At 72.2% G+C, this 17,477-nt stretch carries 17 protein-coding genes and 1 riboswitch; of the genes, 6 read left to right on the plus strand and 11 right to left on the minus strand.

Annotated features, from left to right (window positions below; all coding sequences use genetic code 11):
• Positions 1-83 precede the first annotated feature (83 nt).
• On the plus strand, positions 84-818 hold the full coding sequence (gene dprE2 / locus IO33_RS0113395; RefSeq protein WP_031164134.1) for a decaprenylphospho-beta-D-erythro-pentofuranosid-2-ulose 2-reductase: 735 nt from the start codon (positions 84-86) through the stop codon (positions 816-818).
• Between the two features lie 11 nt (positions 819-829).
• On the opposite strand, the gene IO33_RS0113400 is transcribed toward dprE2, so the two are convergent.
• The 3 genes from IO33_RS0113400 to IO33_RS0113410 form a co-directional block, all read right to left on the minus strand.
• Positions 830-1,414 carry a 2'-5' RNA ligase family protein gene (locus IO33_RS0113400; protein ID WP_031164136.1) on the minus strand — a complete coding sequence of 195 codons (585 nt, stop codon included), beginning with the start codon at positions 1,412-1,414 and terminating at the stop codon, positions 830-832.
• A gap of 188 nt (positions 1,415-1,602) precedes the next feature.
• Complete coding sequence (trpS, locus tag IO33_RS0113405; protein ID WP_031164138.1) at positions 1,603-2,616, minus strand: tryptophan--tRNA ligase; 1,014 nt, start codon at positions 2,614-2,616, stop codon at positions 1,603-1,605.
• A gap of 99 nt (positions 2,617-2,715) precedes the next feature.
• A complete protein-coding gene (locus IO33_RS0113410) occupies positions 2,716-4,167 on the minus strand; it encodes a glycine hydroxymethyltransferase (protein ID WP_031164140.1) in 1,452 nt (483 codons plus the stop codon).
• A gap of 33 nt (positions 4,168-4,200) precedes the next feature.
• A riboswitch (ZMP/ZTP riboswitch) is annotated at positions 4,201-4,290 on the minus strand.
• A gap of 102 nt (positions 4,291-4,392) precedes the next feature.
• Between IO33_RS0113410 and rocD the strand changes: the two genes are divergently transcribed.
• On the plus strand, positions 4,393-5,598 hold the full coding sequence (gene rocD, locus IO33_RS0113415) for an ornithine--oxo-acid transaminase (protein WP_031164142.1): 1,206 nt from the start codon (positions 4,393-4,395) through the stop codon (positions 5,596-5,598).
• 52 nt (positions 5,599-5,650) lie between these two features.
• On the opposite strand, the gene IO33_RS0113420 is transcribed toward rocD, so the two are convergent.
• Together IO33_RS0113420 and IO33_RS52375 are read right to left on the minus strand one after the other, a co-directional pair.
• Positions 5,651-6,835 carry a glutathionylspermidine synthase family protein gene (locus IO33_RS0113420; protein ID WP_031164145.1) on the minus strand — a complete coding sequence of 395 codons (1,185 nt, stop codon included), beginning with the start codon at positions 6,833-6,835 and terminating at the stop codon, positions 5,651-5,653.
• Between the two features lie 14 nt (positions 6,836-6,849).
• A complete protein-coding gene (locus tag IO33_RS52375) occupies positions 6,850-7,209 on the minus strand; it encodes a hypothetical protein (protein ID WP_031164147.1) in 360 nt (119 codons plus the stop codon).
• Between the two features lie 155 nt (positions 7,210-7,364).
• Here IO33_RS52375 and IO33_RS0113430 point away from each other — a divergent pair, with 155 nt between their 5' ends.
• The gene (locus tag IO33_RS0113430) at positions 7,365-8,192 is read left to right on the plus strand and encodes a DMT family transporter (protein WP_031164150.1); all 828 of its coding nucleotides are present in this window, start codon (positions 7,365-7,367) and stop codon (positions 8,190-8,192) included.
• Positions 8,193-8,197: 5 nt separating this feature from the next.
• Here IO33_RS0113430 and IO33_RS0113435 read toward each other — a convergent pair whose 3' ends face one another.
• Positions 8,198-8,605: a hypothetical protein gene (locus tag IO33_RS0113435; RefSeq protein ID WP_209438849.1), complete on the minus strand. Its 408-nt coding sequence runs from the start codon at positions 8,603-8,605 to the stop codon at positions 8,198-8,200.
• A gap of 85 nt (positions 8,606-8,690) precedes the next feature.
• A complete protein-coding gene (pdxR, locus tag IO33_RS0113440; RefSeq protein ID WP_031164154.1) occupies positions 8,691-10,085 on the minus strand; it encodes a MocR-like pyridoxine biosynthesis transcription factor PdxR in 1,395 nt (464 codons plus the stop codon).
• Between the two features lie 46 nt (positions 10,086-10,131).
• On the opposite strand from pdxR, the gene IO33_RS0113445 reads away from it, so the two are divergent.
• Genes IO33_RS0113445 through IO33_RS0113455 form a run of 3 tightly spaced genes read left to right on the plus strand, consistent with a single transcriptional unit; the run spans position 10,132 to position 11,818 of the window.
• Entirely contained in the window at positions 10,132-10,632 is a 501-nt protein-coding gene (locus IO33_RS0113445) for a carboxymuconolactone decarboxylase family protein (RefSeq protein ID WP_031164156.1), read from the plus strand.
• The gene (locus IO33_RS0113450; RefSeq protein ID WP_031164159.1) at positions 10,629-11,072 is read left to right on the plus strand and encodes a carboxymuconolactone decarboxylase family protein; all 444 of its coding nucleotides are present in this window, start codon (positions 10,629-10,631) and stop codon (positions 11,070-11,072) included. Before IO33_RS0113445 ends, IO33_RS0113450 begins: the two co-directional genes overlap by 4 nt.
• Before the next feature lie 23 nt (positions 11,073-11,095).
• Positions 11,096-11,818: an isocitrate lyase/PEP mutase family protein gene (locus tag IO33_RS0113455; RefSeq protein ID WP_031164161.1), complete on the plus strand. Its 723-nt coding sequence runs from the start codon at positions 11,096-11,098 to the stop codon at positions 11,816-11,818.
• A 6-nt stretch (positions 11,819-11,824) separates the two neighbouring features.
• Here IO33_RS0113455 and IO33_RS0113460 read toward each other — a convergent pair whose 3' ends face one another.
• Genes IO33_RS0113460 through IO33_RS0113475 form a run of 4 tightly spaced genes read right to left on the minus strand, consistent with a single transcriptional unit; the run spans position 11,825 to position 17,472 of the window.
• On the minus strand, positions 11,825-12,787 hold the full coding sequence (locus IO33_RS0113460; protein ID WP_031164162.1) for an ABC transporter substrate-binding protein: 963 nt from the start codon (positions 12,785-12,787) through the stop codon (positions 11,825-11,827).
• Between the two features lies 1 nt (position 12,788).
• Positions 12,789-14,732: an ABC transporter permease gene (locus IO33_RS0113465; protein WP_031164165.1), complete on the minus strand. Its 1,944-nt coding sequence runs from the start codon at positions 14,730-14,732 to the stop codon at positions 12,789-12,791.
• Positions 14,732-15,943 (minus strand): quaternary amine ABC transporter ATP-binding protein, encoded by a 1,212-nt coding sequence (locus IO33_RS0113470; RefSeq protein ID WP_051926652.1) that lies wholly within the window; start codon positions 15,941-15,943, stop codon positions 14,732-14,734. Before IO33_RS0113470 ends, IO33_RS0113465 begins: the two co-directional genes overlap by 1 nt.
• Positions 15,943-17,472: a GMC family oxidoreductase gene (locus tag IO33_RS0113475; protein ID WP_031164170.1), complete on the minus strand. Its 1,530-nt coding sequence runs from the start codon at positions 17,470-17,472 to the stop codon at positions 15,943-15,945. Before IO33_RS0113475 ends, IO33_RS0113470 begins: the two co-directional genes overlap by 1 nt.
• Between the last annotated feature and the right edge of the window lie 5 nt (positions 17,473-17,477).

A 17,477-nucleotide genomic window follows, 5' to 3' on the forward strand; every position in this document is an offset into this window, starting at 1 on the left:
GCTGGACCCGCTCGGGGTGTTCGTCTCCGACCTCGCCCGCCGGCTCGGCCTCCGGCCCCCGCCCCAGATCTCCAGGAGCTGCTGTGAAGGACGCCTTCGGTCTCCCCCGGTCCCTGCTCGTCCTCGGCGGCACGTCCGGCATCGCGCTGGCCACCGCCCGCCGCCTGATCGCCCGCCGCACCCGCACGGTGTGGCTCGCGGGCCGCCCCTCCCCCGCCCTGGAACAGGCCGCCGAGGATCTGCGCACGCTCGGCGCGGACGTGCGCACCGTCGCCTTCGACGCACTCGACACCGAGTCCCACGAGACCGTCCTCGGCAAGGTGTTCGCCGAGGGCGACATCGACCTGGTGCTGCTCGCCTTCGGCCTCCCCGGCGACCAGGCCCACGACGAACGCGATCCGGTACGCGCCGTGCAGGTCGCCCAGACCAACTACACCGGAGCCGTCTCCGCCGGCCTGGTGGCCGCCCGGGCGCTGCAGACCCAGGGCCACGGCTGCCTGGTGGTCCTCTCCTCGGTCGCCGGCGAGCGGGCCCGCCGCGCCGACTTCATCTACGGCTCCAGCAAGGCCGGGCTCGACGCCTTCGCCCAGGGCCTCGGCGACGCCCTGCACGGCACGGGGGCGCGCGTCATGGTCGTGCGGCCGGGGTACGTCCGCGGGGAGGGGCCTTTCACGACGACTCCGGAGGCGGTCGCGACGGCCATCGAACTGGGCCTGCGCCGCCGTTCGGAGGTGGTGTGGGTGCCGGGAGCGCTGCGGCTGGTGATGTCGGCGCTGCGGCACATGCCCAGGGCGCTGTTCCGACAGCTGCCGCTGTGAGGATCCCGGTGCTACGACACCGCGCTGCTTCGGCCCAGCCCGCGCAGCGCGCCGGCCTGCGGCGGCACCACGGCCCCGCCGAACGCGTACTCCCGCAGCTTGCGCCACACCCCGTCGGCCCCCTGCTCGTACAGGGCGAAACCCGTGCACGGCCACTGCGCGTCGAAGCCCGCCAGCTCCTCGAACGCGCGGTCCATCGCCGCCTCTTCGATGCCGTGCGCGACGGTGACGTGCGGGTGGTACGGGAACTGCAGCTCCCGCGCCACCGGCCCGGACGCGTCCCGCACCCGCTGCTGCAGCCAGGTGCAGCTCTCGGCGCCCTGCACCACACGGACGTAGACCACCGGGGACAGCGGACGGAACGTGCCGGTGCCGGACAGCCGCATCGGGAACGGCCGGCCCACCGCGGCGACCTCGCCGAGGTACGCCTCGACGGCCGGCAGCTCGGCCTCGTCGATCTCCGTCGGCGGCAACAGCGTGACGTGTGTGGGGATGCCGTGAGCCGCGGCGTCGCCGAAGCCCGCGCGCCGCTCCTGGAGCAGGCTGCCGTAGGGCTCCGGGACCGCGATCGACACGCCGATCGTTACGGTCCCCACGTCGTCTCCTGTCGTCGTGCCCGTGTTCCCGTGTCTGTTTTCTGCTCAGCCGTCGGTTTCTTCTCACCCGTCGGCTATCGACTGTACGGCCATGACTGTCCTCGGGGCAGGCGCAGTGGAAGTGATGTGCAGCGCTCTGTCCGGCCGGACGCGTGTGCGGTCGTACGCCTGGATACGCCCGGCGCTCGTCAGTGCTTCGCCGGCAGGAAACCCACCCGGTCGTAGGCCTGCGCGAGCGTCTCCGCGGCGACCGCGCGCGCCTTCTCCGCACCCTTGGCCAGGACCGAGTCGAGCGTCTCGGAGTCGTCCAGGTACTGCTGGGTGCGCTCGCGGAACGGCGTCACGAACTCGACCATGATCTCGGCGAGGTCGGTCTTCAGGGCGCCGTACATCTTGCCCTCGTAGTCCCGCTCCAGCTCGGCGACCGACCTGCCGGTGAGCGTCGAGTAGATGGTGAGCAGGTTGCTGACGCCCGGCTTGTTCTCCACGTCGTAGCGGATCACGGTGTCGGTGTCGGTGACGGCGCTCTTGACCTTCTTGGCCGTGGTCTTCGGCTCGTCGAGCAGGTTGACCAGGCCCTTCGGCGTGGACGCCGACTTGCTCATCTTGATCGCCGGGTCCTGGAGGTCGTAGATCTTCGCCGTCTCCTTCAGGATGTACGGCGACGGGATCACGAAGGTCTCGCCGAAGCGGCCGTTGAAGCGCTCGGCCAGGTCGCGGGTCAGCTCGATGTGCTGGCGCTGGTCCTCGCCGACCGGCACCTCGTTCGCCTGGTACAGCAGGATGTCGGCGACCTGCAGGACCGGGTACGTGAACAGGCCGACGGAGGCGCGGTCGGCGCCCTGCTTGGCGGACTTGTCCTTGAACTGGGTCATGCGGCTCGCCTCGCCGAAGCCGGTGAGGCAGTTCATGATCCAGGCGAGCTGGGCGTGCTCGGGGACGTGGCTCTGGACGAAGAGCGTGCAGCGGTCCGGGTCCAGACCGGCGGCCAGCAGCTGGGCCGCGGCGAGCCGGGTGTTGGCGCGCAGCTCCTTCGGGTCCTGCGGGACCGTGATCGCGTGCAGGTCGACGACCATGTAGAACGCGTCGTGGGACTCCTGCAGGGCCACCCACTGGCGGACGGCACCGAGGTAGTTGCCGAGGTGGAACGAGCCGGCGGTGGGCTGGATACCGGAGAGCACGCGGGGTCGGTCTGAAGCCATACCCCTCATTGTCGCAGAGTGACGGGTGGGTTCGGTGCGTGGGGAACCGCGGACCATGGTGGGCCCGTCGCGCAGTTCCCCACGCCCCTGCCGGGTGCTTCAGCCCAGGTCGACCTGCGGGTAGAGCGGGAAGCCCGCCACCAGGTCGGTGGCCCGCTGGGCGATCTCCGTCGACACCTTCTCGTCCAGGACGTGGGCGGCCTTGCTCGGCGCGCCGGACTTCGTCGTGCCCGGCTCGGTGGTGGTCAGGACGCGGTCGATCAGGCCCGCCACCTCGTCCATCTCGGCCGTGCCCAGGCCACGCGTGGTCAGGGCGGGGGTGCCGACGCGGATGCCGGAGGTGTACCAGGCGCCGTTCGGGTCGGCCGGGATGGCGTTGCGGTTGGTGACGATGCCGGAGTCCAGCAGGGCGGCCTCCGCCTGGCGGCCGGTGAGCCCGTAGGAGGTGGCGACGTCGATCAGGTTGAGGTGGTTGTCCGTGCCGCCGGTCACCAGGGTGGCGCCGCGCCGCATCAGGCCCTCGGCCAGGGCGCGGGAGTTGTCCACGATGCGCTGGGCGTAGTCCTGGAAGGCGGGCTGCCGCGCCTCGGCGAGGGCCACGGCCTTGGCGGCCATGACATGCGGCAGCGGGCCGCCGAGGACCATCGGGCAGCCGCGGTCGACCTGGTCCTTGAGGGCGTCGTCGCACAGGACCATGCCGCCGCGCGGGCCGCGCAGCGACTTGTGGGTGGTGGTGGTGACGATCTGGGCGTGCGGGACCGGGTCGAAGTCGCCGGTGAGGACCTTGCCGGCGACGAGGCCCGCGAAGTGGGCCATGTCGACCATCAGGGTCGCCCCGACCTCGTCGGCGATCTCCCGCATGATGCGGAAGTTCACCAGACGGGGGTAGGCCGAGTAGCCGGCGACGATGATCAGCGGCTTGAACTCGCGGGCCTGGGCGCGCAGGGCCTCGTAGTCGATGAGGCCGGTGGCCGGGTCGGTGCCGTAGGAGCGCTGGTCGAACATCTTGCCGGAGATGTTCGGGCGGAAGCCGTGGGTGAGGTGACCGCCGGCGTCCAGGGACATGCCGAGCATGCGCTGGTTGCCGAAGGCCTGGCGCAGTTCGGCCCAGTCGGCCTCGGTCAGGTCGTTGACCTGGCGGGCGCCGGTCTTCTCCAGGAAGGGGACCTCGACCCGGTCGGCCAGGACGGCCCAGAAGGCGACGAGGTTGGCGTCGATGCCGGAGTGCGGCTGGACATAGGCGTGGCGGGCGCCGAAGAGCTCGCGGGCGTGCTCGGCGGCCAGCGCCTCCACGGTGTCGACGTTGCGGCAGCCGGCGTAGAAGCGGCGGCCGATGGTGCCCTCGGCGTACTTGTCGCTGAACCAGTTGCCCATCGCCAGCAGGGTGGCCGGGGAGGCGTAGTTCTCGGAGGCGATCAGCTTGAGCATCTCGCGCTGGTCGGCGACCTCCTGGCCGATGGCGTCGGCGACACGCGGCTCGACGGCACGGATGACGTCGAGGGCGGCGCGGAAGGCCGTGGACTCGGTGGAGAGGGGCTGCTGCTCTGGCATGAGGACCTCCGGACGGCGTGCGTAACAGCGTTCACGTTCGGCCCAGGCGCACGGCACTCTTTTCCGCTCGGGCCGCTCCCCGATGGTCCGTCCCATCCCAGCGCGCCAGTCACGGCCCGCTGATCAGCCTACCGGGCACGCCGAAGAGCAGAGATCCCGCGTCCACCATGCGAGCGACGATAGGAAAGGGGGCACCCTCAGCACCCGGCACCGTCTGGAGATCCCGTGACCACTACGGAGACACTCATCGCCGCCGCCGACGCGCACAGCGCGCACACCTACCACCCGCTGCCCGTGGTCGTCGCCTCCGCGGACGGCGCCTGGATGACGGATGTGGAGGGGCGGCGCTATCTGGACCTCCTGGCCGGCTACTCGGCGCTCAACTTCGGCCACCGCAACCAGCGGCTGATCGAGGCGGCGAAGGCCCAGCTGGACCGGGTGACCCTGACGTCCCGCGCCTTTCTGCACGACCGGTTCGCGGCGTTCTGCCGGGAGCTGGCCGAGCTGTGCGGGATGGAGATGGTGCTGCCGATGAACACCGGCGTGGAGGCGGTGGAGAGCGCGGTGAAGACGGCCCGCAAGTGGGGGTACCGGGTGAAGGGGGTGCCCGCGGAGATGGCGAAGATCGTGGTCGCGGGCGGCAACTTCCACGGGCGGACCACGACGGTCATCAGCTTCTCGACCGACCCGGAGGCCCGGGCCGACTTCGGGCCGTACACGCCGGGGTTCCAGATCGTGCCGTACGGCGATCTGACGGCGATGCGGGAGGCGCTGACGGAGAACACCGTCGCCGTGCTGCTGGAGCCGATCCAGGGCGAGAACGGGGTGATCGTGCCCCCGGCGGGCTACCTCCCGGCCGTGCGGGAGCTGACCCGGGAGCGGAACGTGCTCTTCGTCGCCGACGAGATCCAGTCGGGGCTGGGCCGGACCGGGCGGACCTTCGCGTGTGAGCACGAGGGGGTGGTGCCGGACATGTACGTACTGGGCAAGGCCCTGGGCGGCGGGATCGTGCCGGTGTCGGCGGTGGTGTCGAGCGCGGAGGTGCTCGGGGTCTTCCGGCCGGGCGAGCACGGGTCGACGTTCGGCGGGAACCCGCTGGCCTGTGCGGTGGCGCTGGAGGTGATCGCGATGCTGCGGACGGGCGAGTTCCAGGCGCGGGCGGCCCTGCTGGGCGAGCGGATGCACCGGGCGCTCGCGGCGCTGCCGGCCACGGGCACGGTGACGGCGGTACGCGGGCGCGGGCTGTGGGCGGGCGTGGACCTCGCGCCGGGGGTCGGTACCGGCCGGCAGGTGTCGGAGCGGCTGGTGGACCGCGGGGTGCTGGTGAAGGACACCCACGGCCACACGGTACGGATCGCTCCGCCGCTGGTGATCGGCGAGGAGGACCTGGACTGGGGGCTGGAGCAGCTGCGTGCGGTGCTGACCGGCTGACAAAGGTGGTCTGCCCGCTGAGAAGGGTGGTCCACGGGCTCAGAAGGGTGGTCTAGAGGATCACATGGGGCAGGAAGCGGGCGTACTCGTCGGTGATCAGGCCGGAGGACTCGCGGATGCCGAGACCGGCCGGCTCGTCCTGGACGACCCAGGCGCCGAGGACGACGTGGTTGCCGTCGAAGGCGGGGAGCGGGGCGAGCTGCTGGTAGCAGCAGGGCTCGTCGCGGACCGCGGCCGGGGCGCCCGGCTGGTGCAGGGTGACGCCCTCGCCCTCGCGGCCGAGCAGGGGCTTGGCGACGTAGCCGGATGCGGAGGCGAGCTCGCGGGGGCCGTCGAGGTAGGCGGGCAGGAGGTGGGGGTGGCCGGGGTAGAGCTCCCACAGGACTGCCAGCAGCGCCTTGTTGCTGAGCAGCATCTTCCAGGCGGGTTCGATCCACAGGGTGCTGCCGGTGCCGCCGCCGTTGTCGAGGGTGTCCAGGACGTGCCCGGCGAAGGCGTCGGTGGTGAGCCATTCCCAGGGGTAGAGCTTGAAGATGCTGCGGATGAACCGGAGCCGGTTGTCGACGAAGCGGCCGGAGAGGGTGTCCCAGCCGATCTCCTCCATGGCCAGCCAGTCGGTGTCGAGGCCGGCCTGTTCGGCGGTCTCCTTGAGATAGGCGACCGTCATCAGGTCCTCGCCGAGCTCGTCGGCCGAGGAGTGCGCGAAGTGCAGGGGGCTGCCGGGCGGGAGCAGCGCGGCCTGGGTCCGCCATGCCTCGACGAGGCGCTCGTGCAGGGAGTTCCACTGGTCGGCGCCGGGGAAACGGTCCTCCATCCAGAACCACTGGGGGGAGGCGGCCTCCACCAGCGAGGTCGGGGTGTCGGCGTTGTACTCCAGGAGCTTGGCCGGGCCGGTGCCGTCGTAGCGCAGGTCGAACCGGCCGTAGACGGAGGGAAGTTCGGCGCGGCGGCGCCAGGCGTCGGTGACCGCGGCGGCGAGGCGCGGGTCGGTGATGCCGAGGTCGGCGAGGCGGTCCTCGGCGACGATGTGCTCGGCCGCCGCGAGGCACATGCGGTGCAGTTCCCCGACGGTCTCCTCCAGCGCCTCGACCTCGTCCAGGGTGAAGACGTAGTAGGCGCTCTCGTCCCAGTAGGGACGCAGCGAGCCGTCCGGGTGGCGGGTGAGGGGGTAGACGAGGCCCTGTGCCTCGACGGTCTGCTGCCAGCCTGGGCGCGGGGTGGTGGTGCGGCGTTCCATGGGGCGTCTTCCGGTCAGCCGCCGGAGCTGCCGTGACCGCCGCCGAAGCCGCCGCGGTGGACTCCGTGGCCGCCGGAGGAGCCGCCCGAGCTCTTGTGGGGCTTGGTGAAGGAGCCGCCGCTCACCCAGGAGCCCTTCTTCTTGCCGCCGTAGTACCAGCCGCCGTTCACCGGGGTCTTGCGGGACGTGGTCGTGCAGTTCTTGTCGGAGACGACCTTGTAGCCCTTGGCGAGGGTGTAGCTGTCGCGGTCCACGCAGCGCTTGTCCGGGGCGGACGAGCAGGCGGTGAGGGCGGCGGCCAGCAGGCCCATGCCGCCGAGGACGACCGTGCCGGAGCGGAACCGCCTGGGTGCCGTGGGCTGTGCGGTGGCCATGGTTGCGCGTCTCCCCCTGTGCGTCGTGCTGTCCGGCGTCGTGTACCGGCGTCGTGTTTCGTCGGGCTGCCGGCCAGCCTAGAGATCGGTGAGACCGGCCGTACAGGCGGCCTGGGGCTCTGCCGCTCGCCTAGAGTCACTTCGTGCTCTTTGGAATGGTGTGCGCCCTTGGCGCGGCGGTCTGCTTCGGTACCGCGACGGTGTTGCAGGCGGTGGCCGCGCGAGAGGCCGGTACGGGCGGGGGCGGCGAGGCGGCACTGCTCCTGCGGGCGCTGCGGCAGTGGCGGTACCTCGCCGGACTGGCGCTGGACGGACTCGGCTTCCTGTTCCAGATCGCCGCGCTGCGGTCCCTGCCGATCTATGCGGTCGGCGCGGCCCTGGCGTCGAGCCTGGCGGTGACGGCGGTCGTGGCGGCACGCCTGCTGCGGGTGCGGCTGAGCGGCACGGAGTGGACGGCGGTGGCCGTGGTGTGCGCCGGGCTCGCGATGCTGGGGCTGGCGTCCGGGCCGGAGGGCGGGAAGGGCGGCTCGGACACGTTGCGGTACGTCATGCTGGCCGTGGCGGTCGGAATGCTCCTGCTCTCCCTCGTGGGCGGGCGGCTGTCGGGGGCGAGCCGGGCCCTGATGCTGGGACTCGGGGCCGGGTTCGGGTTCGGGGTGGTGGAGGTGTCGGTCCGGCTGATCGACAGCCTGGCGCCGGCCGACCTGCTCACCAACCCGGCGGCCTACGCGCTGGTGATCGGCGGAGGAGCCGCGTTCGTGCTGCTGACCTCCGCCCTGCAACGCGGATCGGTGACCACGGCCACGGCCGGCCTGGTGATCGGCGAGACGATCGGCCCGGCGGCGGTGGGCGTGGTGTGGCTGGGGGATCGCACGCGGGAGGGGCTGGCTTGGCTGGCGGTCCTGGGGTTCCTGGTGGCCGTGGCGGGGGCGCTGGCGCTGGCGCGGTTCGGGGAGGCGCCGGTGGAGGAGCCGGCCACCTGAAGGGCTCAGGGAGTTTCTGATGCCCTGTGGTCGTCGAGAGGTGCCGTGCCCGTGGTGCTCGCGTGGCGCGTCATCAACACGTCGAGTGCCTCGCTGAGATACGCGCTGAACTCCCCGCTCTCCTCCGGGGGCAGCACCGAGGGCGCGGCGTGGCCGAGTTGGGCGTGGCCCAGATAGACGGTGTACGCGAGCAGCCCGCGGCGGCGGGCCTCCGGTTCGGGGAAGCCGAGGTCGGCGAAGAGCTGGGCGATGTACGCCACCCTGCGCTCCGTCACCCGGCGCAGGGCCGCCGCCACCTGGGGGTGGGTCGCGGTGGCGAGCAGCGCGGCCTCGAGCGGGTCGGCCGTGGCCGACCTGATGGCTTCGACGAAGAGCAGAGGGAGCCGCTTCCTGGGGTCGGGTTCCGCCGCCACCTCGCTGAGGTGCCCTCGGCGTCCGCCGGGGGCCCGCCGGATGCGGGGTGAGCGGGACCGCGTGTCCCAGCGGTGTCGCTCCCGCCTACGGCAGCACCCGGCACAACGCGTCCAGGGCTCCCGCCCACGCGCTGTCCGGAGGGGTCGCGTACCCCACGACCAAGGCGTCCAACGGCTCGGCGACGGCCTGCGGGTGGCGGTGGAGGGACAGGCCGTGCAGGGCCAGGCCCTGCCAGGCCGCGGCCTGGACCACCGACTGTTCCATGCCCGCCGGCAGGCGCAGCACCGCGTGCAGACCGGCGGCGATCCCGGTGACCGCCACCTCGGGCGCGCGGGCGGTCACGGACGTGGCGAGGGCGTCGCGGCGGCGCCGGTAGCGCAGCCGGGAGGAGCGGACGTGACGGTCGTACGCGCCGGAGGTGATGAACTCGGCGAGGGTGAGCTGTTCGAGCACCCCGACGGTGTCGGTGCCGCCCTTGGCCGAGGCCGCCTCCTCCGCCACGGCCGGGGGCAGCACCATCCAGCCCAGCCGCAGCCCGGGGGCCAGGGACTTGCTGGCGGTGCCGAAGTAGACCACACGGTCGGGGTCGAGGCCCTGGAGGGCGCCGACGGGCTGGCGGTCGTAGCGGAACTCGCCGTCGTAGTCGTCCTCCAGGACCAGCCCGCCGGTGCGCCGCGCCCAGTCCACGACGGCGGCCCGCCGGTCGGGGTGCAGGGGCGTGCCCATGGGGAACTGGTGGGCCGGTGTCAGCAGCACCGCACCGGCGTCGCCCGACGCCCGGGTGTCGGTGCCGAGTTCGTCGTACGGGAGGGCGGGGGTGACGTGGCCGGACCGCTGCAGCAGGCCCCGGTAGGCGTCGAGGCCGTACGACTCGACCGCCACCGTGCGCACCCCGCGGGCCGCGAGGACCGTCCCGGCGATGCGCAGGGCGTGCGCGAAGCCGGAGGTGATCAGCACGCTCTCCGGGTCGGTGCGGACACCACGCACGCGCGCGAGGTACCCGGCCAGGGCGGTGCGCAGTTCGCGCAGGCCGCGCGGGTCGCCGTAGCCGAGGGCCTGGTAGGGGGCGGTGGTGAGGGCGCGGCGGGCGGCCTTGAGCCACTCGGCGCGCGGGAAGGCGGCGAGGTCGGGGGCGCCGGGGAGGAGGCTGTACTCCGGACGGGCGGGTTCCCGGTGCCGCGGCCCCGCGTTCCTGCCCGGGGGCGAGGTGGCCGCCAGCTCCGCCACCCGGGTGCCGGAGCCCTGCCGGGCGGTCAGCCAGCCCTCCGCCACGAGGTCGGCGTAGGCCTCGGCGACGGTGTTGCGGGCGATGCCGAGGTCGGCGGCGAGGGACCGGGAGGAGGGCAGGCGGGTGCCGGCGGCGAGGCGCCCGCTGCGGACGGCGTCCCGCAGGGCGTCGGTCAGCCCCCGGCGCAGGCCGCCCGCGCCGGTCGGTTCGAGGTGCAGGTCGACGCCCAGAGTGGCCCAGGATTCCACCATGGAAATGGACCATACTCCTGGGCTGCCTCACTCCTAGGGTCGAAGCATGAGCAGCACACAGGAAAACGTCGAGTACGCCGGCGAGCAGGCCCCCCGGCTGGCCTGGGCCAAGCACGCCCCCGAGGTCTACAAGGCCATGATCCGCCTGGACACCGCCGCCAGGCAGGGCCTGGACCCTACGCTGTACGAGCTGGTGAAGATCCGTGCCTCGCAGCTCAACCACTGCGCCTTCTGCCTCGACATGCACACCAAGGACGCGCTCGCGGCCGGTGAGAGCGTGGAGCGGATCGTGCAGCTCAGCGCGTGGGAGGAGTCGCGGCACTTCTACACGGAGAAGGAGCTGGCGGCGATCGAGCTCACCGAGGCGATCACGGTCCTGACGGACGGCTTCGTGCCGGACGAGGTGTACGAGAGGGCCGCCAAGCGGTTCGAGGAGGCCGAGCTGGCCCAGCTGATCGCCGCGATCACGGTGATCAACGCCTGGAACCGGTTCGGCGTGACCACCCGGATGACCCCGGGGCACTACCGGCCGGGGCAGCACACGTGAGCCGTACGCAGCTGCTGGACCGGGAGGTCGGCCAGGCGATGTCCGCGCTCAGCGCGGCCGCCAAGCGGGGACTCGGCGATCCGGTCCTCGCCGAGCTGGTCATGATCCGCGCCTCGCAGCTCAACCACTGCGCCTTCTGTCTCGACATGCACCTGAAGGCGGCCCGGAACAACGGGGAGTCGGAGGACCGCGTCCAGCTCCTCAACGCCTGGGAGGAGACCGAGGACCTCTACAGCGAACGGGAGCGGGCCGCGCTGGCGCTGACCGAGGCGGTCACCGTGCTGACCGAGGGCTTCGTGCCGGACGAGGTGTACGAGAGCGCCGCCAAGGTCTTCGACGAGTCCGAACTCGCCCATCTCATCGGCCTGATCACCGCCATCAACGGCTGGAACCGGATCATGGTCAGCCGTCGTGTCCCTCCGGGGGGTCACCAGCCGTGAGCGAGCCTGGAGGGCACCGGTTCATGAGCAAGGCAGACATCTTCCGTTCGCTGCATCTGCGGCGCGCACAGGGCGATCCGCTGGTCCTGCCCGGGCCCTGGGACGCGGCGAGTGCGCGCGTCTTCGCGGAGGCGGGGTTCCCGGCGCTGGCCACGCCGAGCGCCGGGGTGGCGGCCTCGCTCGGATACGCGGACGGGTCGACCCCGGCCGACGAGATGTTCACCGCGGTCGCCCGGATCACGCGGGCGGTGGACGTGCCGGTCTCGGCGGACGTCGAGGGCGGCTACGGGCTCGCGCCGAAGGAGCTGGTGGAGCGGCTGCTGGAGGCGGGTGCCGTCGGGTGCAACCTTGAGGACTCCGACGGGGGTGTCCTCAAGGACCCGCGCGAGCAGGCCGAGTTCCTCGCCGAGGTGCGCACGGCCGCCGCGGACGCGCTGTTCGTCAACGCCCGCATCGACACCTTCGTGCACGGCGACAAGGATCCCGAACGGGCCATGGAGCGGGCCGCGTTGTACGTGGCGGCGGGCGCGGACTGCGTCTACCCGATCCTCGCCCCGGCGGACGTGCTGCCGCTGCTGCGGGCCGGGATCCAGGGCCCGGTCAACATCAACGCCCGCCTGGACGGCGAGGGCCCCTCGCCCGCCGAACTCGGCGCACTCGGGGCCACTCGCATCACGTTCGCGTCGGGACTGCACAGGAAGGCGACGGCCGCGCTGCGCGAGATCGCCGACGGTCTCCTGCGATAAGGCGGTTCAGGACAGCCACCGCTTCCACACGGAGGGGTGGCTGTCGACCCACTTCTTCGCCGCGTCCTCGGGCGACAGCTTCTGGTCGGCGATCATCAGGGACACCTCGTCCTGGTCCTCGGTCGTCCACCGGAACTTCTTCAGGAAGGCCGCCGCCTTGCCGCCCGACCTGGCGAAGTCCGCGTTGAGGTACTTCTGCAGCGGGGTGTGCGGATAGGCGCAGGTGATCTTCGCCGGGTCCGCGTCGCAGCCGTCCTTGTACGGCGGCAGCTTCACCTCGGTCAGCGGGACCTTCTTGAACAGCCACTGAGGCGCGTACCAGTAGGTCAGGAAGGGCTTCTTCTCCTTGGCGAACTGTTTCATCTGGGTGATCTGCGCCGCCTCGGAACCGGCGAAGACCACCTGGTAGTCCAGCTTCAGGTTGTTCACCAGGGCCTTGTCGTTGGTGACGTACGACGGGGAGCCGTCCATCAGCTGGCCCTTGCCGCCGCTCTCCGCGGTGCGGAACAGGGAGGCGTACTTGTTGAGGTTCTTCCAGTTCGTGATGTCCGGGTGCTGCTTGGCGAGGTACGTCGGCACGAACCAGCCGATGTGACCGGTCACGCCGAGGTCGCCGCCGTGGGCGATGGTCTTCTTGTCCTCGACGTACCGCTTCTCCTGGTCCGGGTGGCCCCAGTCCTCCATGATGGCGTCCACCCGGCCCTGGCTGAGCGCGTCCCAGGCGGGCACCTCGTCGACCTGGACGGTGTCCACGCGGTACCCGAGCTTGTGTTCCAGCAGGTACCGGGCGACGGCCACGTTGGACTGGGCGCCCACCCAGGACTGCACGGACAGGGTCACGGACTTCGTGCCCCCCGCGTTCGCGAAGGGCGAGGCCTGCTTGGTCATGTCGGCGGCGCCGCAGCCGGTGAGCAGCGCCAGCGAGCCCGCCACTGCGGTCGCGGTCAGGACAGTCGTACGACGTCGCATGTCAGGCTCCCTTCCTCGTGCGTCGCTGCGTCGGCTGGGTCACCCGGTCCAGCATCAGGCCGAGGCAGACGATCGCGGCACCGGCCACCAGACCGGTCGCCAGGTCGCCCTGGGCGAGGCCGAAGGCGACGTTGTAGCCGAGCGCGCCGCCGCCGACCAGGCCGCCGATGATGACGACGGCGAGCACCAGGACCACGCCCTGGTTGACGGCGAGCAGCAACGAGCGCCTGGCGAGCGGGAGCTGGATCTGCCACAGCTGCTGACGGCCGGTCGCGCCGAGCGAGCGCGCCGACTCCAGCGCGGCCGGGTCGACCTGGCGCAGGCCCTGCGCGGTGATCCGGACGACGGCCGGGAGGGCGTAGACGACGGCCGCGGCGACGGCGGGGGCGCGGCCGACGCCGAACAGGGCGACGACCGGGATCAGGTACACGAACTGCGGCATGGTCTGGAACACGTCCAGGACCGGGCGCAGGGCGCGTTCGACGCGTTCGCTGCGGGCGGCGGCGATACCGGTCGCGAACCCGAGGACCAGCGTGACGCCGACCGCGGCCAGCACCTGGGAGAGCGTGTCGAGGGCCGGCCCCCACACCCCGAGCACCCCGATCGCGGCCATGGCGAGTACGGCGGTCAGGGCGGTGCGCCAGGTGCCGATCGACCAGGCCAGGGCGGCGACGATCAGCAGCACCGACCACCAGGGCAGCCACTGCAGGCCGCCGCGGACGGGGTCCAGGATCCAGGTGGTGAAGTGGCCCGCCCAGTCGGCCGTGCCGCCGATGACGGGGACGCCGGAGTAGAGGTGGTTGGTCATCCAGTCGACGGCGTGGTTGACCGGTTCGGCGATGTCCAGGGTCCAGCCGGTGGGCCAGTCGAGTCGGCCGAGGAGCCGGGCGGCCAGGGCGACGGCCACGGTGACGGCGAGGGCGTAGGGCCAGCCGATGGCGCGGTTGCGGGTGTCCCCGGTGCCGGCTCCGGCGGCCGCGGTCACCCGGTCCAGCACGATCGCCAGCAGCACGATCGGGATGCCGGCGGCGAGGGCCTGGCCCACGTCGACCGAGGCGAGCGCCTGGTAGACGCGGTCGCCGAGGCCGCCGGCCCCGATGACCGCGGCGATGACGGCCATGGACAGCGCCATCATGATCGTCTGGTTGAGGCCGAGGAGGAGCTCTCCCCGGGCCAGCGGGATCCGGGCGGTCAGCAGCCGCTGGCGGCGGGTCGCGCCGAGCGACTCCACGGCCTCCAGGACTTCGGGGTCGGCGCCGCGCAGACCGAGCGCGGTGAGGCGGGCCATCGGCGGGGCGGCGTACACGACGGTGGCGAGTACGGCCGCGGGGACGCCGATGCCGAAGACCAGGACGACGGGGAGGAGGTAGGCGAAGGCCGGGAGCACCTGCATGGTGTCCAGGACCGGGCGCAGGGCGCGGTCGAGCCGGTCGGAGAGGCCGGCGGCGAGGCCGAGGACCGCGCCGACGATCGCCGAGGCGAGGACCGCCACGACCATGAGCGCGAGGGTCTGCATGGTCGGGACCCACATGCCCAGTGCTCCGCAGGCCAGGAAGGCGATCGCCGTGCCGGCGGCCAGGCGGACGCCGGCCACGCGCCAGGCGACCAGGGCGCCGAGGACGGTGACGCCGGTCCAGCCGGCGGCGAGCAGGGCGACGTAGACGGCTCGTACGGAGAGGACGACCGCGTTGCTGACGTAGCCGAAGAAGTACAGGAACAGGGGGTGGCTGTCCCGGTTGTCGATGACCCAGTTGCTGGCCGTGGCGAGGGGTTTGTCGAGGCTGACGGTCAGCGCGTGGGGCCAGGCGGCGCCGGGCCAGTGGGTGGCGGCCCAGGGGGCCAGGACCGCGGCGAAGAGCGCGAGCAGGAGGAGTTTGCCCGCGGCCCGGCTCTTCAGCATGCGGGGTTCGCCGGTACTGGAGGTCGGGAGACTGAGCGTTGCCATCAGACGGCCTCCGGGGTGATGGGGGCAGCGTCCTCCGGGCTGGTGCCGGCGTCCTCCTGGCTGGTGCGCGGGGCGGGCGGGTCCGCCTGCCGGCGCTCGCCGGGTGCCGCTTCGGGGGCGTCGTCGGCGTCCGCGGCGGCGGGTGCGAGGGTGGTGACGCCGGCCACCACGTCCAGCAGCTGTTCGTGGTCCACGACGCCCAGGCACCTGCCCTCGTCCATCACCCGGGCCGGCGCGCCCGCGCGTGCCACCGCCTCGATGGCCTCGGCGACCGTGGCCTGCGGGCTGACCGCCGGTCCGTTCGCCCTGTCGTCCGCGGCGGCGGGGCGCATGGCCGTGCGGCAGGTCATCACCTGCTCGCGCGGCACGTCCCGGACGAACTCGCGGACGTAGTCGTCGGCCGGGGACCCGACGATCTCCTCGGGGGTGCCGAGCTGGACCACGCGGCCGTCGCGCATCAGCGCGATGCGGTCGCCGAGCTTCAGGGCCTCGGTGAGGTCGTGGGTGATGAAGACCATCGTGCGGCCCTCCTCGCGGTGCAGGCGGACCACCTCGTCCTGCATGTCGCGCCGGATGAGCGGGTCGAGGGCGCTGAACGGCTCGTCGAACAGCAGCACTTCGGGGTCCACGGCCAGCGCACGGGCCAGTCCCACGCGCTGCCGCTGGCCGCCCGACAGCTGGCCGGGGCGGCGCTGTTCCATGCCTTCGAGGCCGACCTTGGCGACGACCTCGGCGGCTCGCTCGCGCCGTTCGGACCTGCCGACGCCCTGGATCTCCAGGCCGTAGGCCACGTTGTCGAGGACGGTGCGGTGCGGGAGCAGGCCGAAGTGCTGGAAGACCATGGCGGCCCGGTGGCGGCGCAGTTCGCGCAGGCGGCCCTTGTCCATGGCGCGGACGTCCTCGCCGTCGATGGCTATGGTGCCGGCGGTCGGTTCGATGAGGCGGGTGAGGCAGCGGACCAGCGTGGACTTGCCGGAGCCCGACAGGCCCATGACCACGAAGACCTCACCCTTGCGGACGTCGAAGGAGACGTCCCGGACGGCCGCCGTACACCCCGTGCGGTCGCGCAGGTCGGCCGGGTCCAGCGTGCTGAGCTCCGGGTCGGCGGGAATCCGCTCCGGCTTGGGGCCGAACACCTTCCACAGGCCGGACACCGAGAAGACGGGCTCGGTCGTGGTGGGCGGCTTGCGTGTGGGAACCGTGAGCGCCATCAGGCGTCACCTCCGATCAGATCGACGGCCTTCTCCCCGACCATGAGCACCCCGATCATCGGGTTCACGGCGGGCATCGTGGGGAACACCGAGGCATCGGCGATGCGGATGCCCTCCAGACCGCGGATCCTCAGCTCCGGGTCCACGACGGCCAGTTCGTCGTCGGCGGCGCCCATCCTGCAGGTGCCGGCCGGGTGGTAGACGGTGTGTGCGACCTTGCGGGCGTACTCGCTCAGCTCGGCGTCGCCGAGGACCTCGGGGCCGGGGCAGACCTCGCGCTTGAGCCAGCCCGCGAGCGGCTCCGCCTTCGCTATCTCACGGGCGATGCGGATGCCGTCGACGAGGGTCTGGCCGTCGTAGTCGTCCTCGTCGGTGAAGTACCTGAAGTCCAGGGCGGGCTTCACGGACGGGTCGGCGCTGGTCAGGTACAGCCGGCCGCGGCTCTTCGGCTTGGGGATGTTCGGGGTCATCGACACCCCGAACTCCGGCCGCTCGTAGCCCAGGCGCTCGGGGTTGTCCGTGAACGGGATCTGGTAGAAGTGGAACATCAGGTCCGGGCCCGGGTTCTGCGGGTCGCGGCGCACGAACAGGCCCGCGTCGGAGTCCATCGCGGAGTTCTCCGGGATCGGGCCGTGGGTCTCCCAGACGATGACCGACTCGGGGTGGTCCAGCAGGTTCTCGCCGACGCCCGGCAGGTCGTGCACGACGGGGATGCCGAGGGCCTGGAGGTCCTCGCGCGGTCCGATGCCCGAGTGCATCAGCAGGCGCGGGGTGTCGACGGCGCCCGCGCACAGCACGACCTCGCCCCGGGCGCGGATCAGGAGCTCCTCGCCGTCCTTGGTGCGCACGTGGACGCCCTCGGCGCGGGTGCCGTTCAGCTCCAGCCGGTACGCCCAGGTCTCCAGCAGGATGGTCAGGTTGGGCCGCTCGTCCATCACGGGGTGCAGGTACGCCACCGACGCCGAGGACCGCTTGTTGTCCTCGGGGTGGTAGGCCAGGTCGAAGAAGCCGACGCCCTCGGTGAACGGCTTGCGGTTGAAGCCCTCGACGCGGGGTACCCCGAGCGCCGACTGGGCGGCGTCGACGAAGTCGCGGGCGATGGCGTTCCGGTCCTTCTCGTCGACGGAGACGATGTTGTTCTTGAGGCGGGCGAAGTAGGCCTCCATGGGGACGGCGCCCCAGCCCTTGGCGCCGGCCTCCTCCCACTCGTCCCAGTCGGAGGGCAGCGGCTTGAAGGAGATGAGGGTGTTGTGGGAGGAGCAGCCGCCGAGGACACGGGCGCGGCTGTGCCGGATGTGGGAGTTGCCGCGCGGCTGCTCCACCGTGGGGTAGTCGTAGTCGAGTTCGCCGCCGAGCAGGCCCATCCAGCGGCGCAGGGTGAGGACGTCGTCGCGGCCGACGTCGCTGGGGCCGCCCTCGATCACGGCGACGGTGACGTCCGGGTTCTCGGTGAGGCGGGAGGCGATGACGGAGCCCGCTGTGCCGCCGCCGATGACGACGTAGTCGTAGGTGTGGGGGGTGTGGGACATGGGGG

Origin of the sequence: Streptomyces durhamensis (genome assembly GCF_000725475.1) — a bacterium.
Classification (GTDB): domain Bacteria; phylum Actinomycetota; class Actinomycetes; order Streptomycetales; family Streptomycetaceae; genus Streptomyces; species Streptomyces filipinensis.